Annotated in this window: 2 protein-coding genes; both read right to left on the bottom strand. The window is 39.6% G+C overall.

Going from position 1 to position 2,510, the window contains the following annotated elements:
* On the bottom strand, nt 1–1,669 hold a 1,669-nt coding region (locus tag ACOVO2_RS16405; protein ID WP_421771018.1), incomplete at its 3' end, for a glycoside hydrolase family 43 protein.
* Between the two features lie 26 nt (nt 1,670–1,695).
* On the bottom strand, nt 1,696–2,510 hold an 815-nt coding region (locus ACOVO2_RS16400; protein WP_421771017.1), incomplete at its 5' end, for a glycosyl hydrolase family 95 catalytic domain-containing protein.

Here is a 2,510-nt window from a genome sequence, read left to right as displayed (position 1 = left end):
ATCTCAAAACGGCATCATCACCGCTGTATTTCAAATACTTAAATGTGGCGTTATTGTCCGACTTTTCACCGCTAGAGGTGGCATACATGGCAAAAACATTGCCTATAAAACCACCCGACACTCGGGTAGAAAGGTGCTTGCCATCTTGGTTTTCGGCCAAAATCTTAAAGTCTTTACCATTTTCTGAAATGGCAAAATGACATTTATCCGCATTATTGGTGATACGTAGCACTAATTTTCCATTGCCAACTGGTAGTGTATTTATTAACTCTACATCTTTTTTACGGTGAACACTTTTGTATAATTCTACCTGAGTTTTACCATCTTTGATTGATTTTGCCAAGAAATAATAATGACTTTCGTCTTGATAAATTACCAATCCAGCTTTTTCTTTTTCAGATTTAGGCGAAAAAACAAGCTCAGTTTCGGCAGTGCTATTCATGTGTTGCTGACGTTTGGCTACAAATGATGGATTACCGAGTTCTGAAATAGTCTCAGGTTTTAGTTTTAATGTCAATCCATTTTTAGAAGTTTTAAACGAACTACTATCTACCGTTCGCAAGTGCATCAAAGAAAGGTCAAGACCTTTATCGAACTTCATGGTATAAGAAAAATTACCATTTTGAGGTAAAGCACCTTTTTGTTTTACTTCTTTTATGTTGGTTTTGTATTTATATTCGAGGGCTTTTTCGCCGTGCTCAATCATGGGCCAGTCATTCACCCAAGTGAGCGGAGCAATAAACATTTCACGACCAGTGTTGTAATAATCACCTTCGTAAGGGCGAACAGCCAAGAAAATTGAGTACCAATTGCCATCTGGACCTTCGATAAACTGGGCGTGTCCTGCCGAAGTAATTGGATTTGGGCGGTCGGCTGGTAAACCTCTTTGAGTTAAAACTGGATTTCCTTCATACGGCACATACGGCCCCCAAATGTCTTTGCTACGTAAGGCTACTTGTGAGTGATTCACCGATGTTCCACCTTCTGCACAATATAAAATATACCAATCGTTACGTTTCATGATGTGAGGTCCTTCAATCCAAACTGGTTTTTTGGTAATATCTACACCACCGTTTATCAATTGCTTTTTCTCACCGATAGTTTTCAAGTTTTTATAATCAAACTCATACATTTGCACAGTGCGGTGGCCAGGGTAAAGTGGCTTATTATCAGGAGCATCGCTGTTGTAAGTAATGTAGGCTTTATCGGTAGCTTCATCGAAATAAATTGATGGGTCGATGCCTCTTACTTGTGGCAATTTTACAGGATTGCTGTAAGGCCCAGCAGGATTTGTGGCTGTAACTACAAAGTTTCCGTCGTGGTCGATATCGGTACAAGTAACGTAATAAATACCTTTGTAATAGGCAATGGCAGGGGCAAAAAGACCACGGCTCATACGCTCGCCCATAAAATCCATTTGTGATGGACGACTGATTACATTGCCAATTTGTTTCCAGTTTTTCAAATCACGGCTGTGCATGATGGGCAAACCTGGGAAATACGAAAAAGTAGAATGCACAGAATAATAATCTGCACCTACTTTTACGATGCTTGGGTCGGGATAAAAGCCTGTTAATATCGGATTTGTAAGGGTTACTTGTGCCGATGCGATTTTTACACAACAAACCAATACGATAATGCTACAAATTTTTGCTAATTTCTTTAACATTGTAATCTTTGTTTAATTCGTAAATTTTAAAGTGATAAAGTGATGATTTGACCTTTTTGAGTGGCAATGTCATACAATTTTGTTGTTGCCAAAGTAGGTACTTTTATGCTTGATTTTTCTGAAATAACAGGTTTGGCTGTTTCATCTAAACTAAAAAATGGGTTGGTATTTTTGCCGTTGGCTTCTTTGAGTTTTGTGCCATTGCTTCGCTTCAAATCATTTGATGTACGTAATCTCAAATTCCCTCCGAGGTTCGATTTTACGACCAGTTTCACCAATTTAGTAGCTGCCCATTGCATTTCTACGATTTCAAAACCTCCGATTGCTTTCAAGCCAGAAATTTTACCAGAAGGCCAAACATCTGGCAAAGCAGGAAGTAAGTGAACGGCACCATCTGAACTCTGCATCAACATTTCGGTAATACCCGAAGTACAGCCGAAGTTTCCATCAATCTGAAAGGGTGGGTGAGCATCAAAAAGGTTATTGTAAGTACCGCCCGCACCACGCTCGTTGCCAATAGGCGTTAATTGGTTTTGAATCAATTTATAAGCATGGTTTCCATCTTGCAATTTTGCCCACCAGTTTACTTTCCAGCCCATACTCCAACCTGTCGAAACATCTCCACGGTAAATCAGAGAATTTTTTGAAGCCTCAAAAAGTTCTGGTGTTCGATAAGCCGAAATCTGATTCGATGGATAAAGGCCGTAAAGGTGAGAAATATGGCGGTGTTGGTCTTTAGGGTCATCGATATCATCGAGCCACTCTTGTAATTGATTGTGCTGCCCAATGTGCATTGGCGGTAATTTATCTCTTAATTTCTTGAGAGAATCCACAAAAGTGG

It is taken from the genome of Emticicia sp. (assembly GCF_049241225.1).
Classification (GTDB): Bacteria; Bacteroidota; Bacteroidia; order Cytophagales; family Spirosomataceae; genus Emticicia.
Note: the sequence above shows the minus strand (reverse complement) of the source record. Positions and strands in the feature narration are given on the sequence as shown.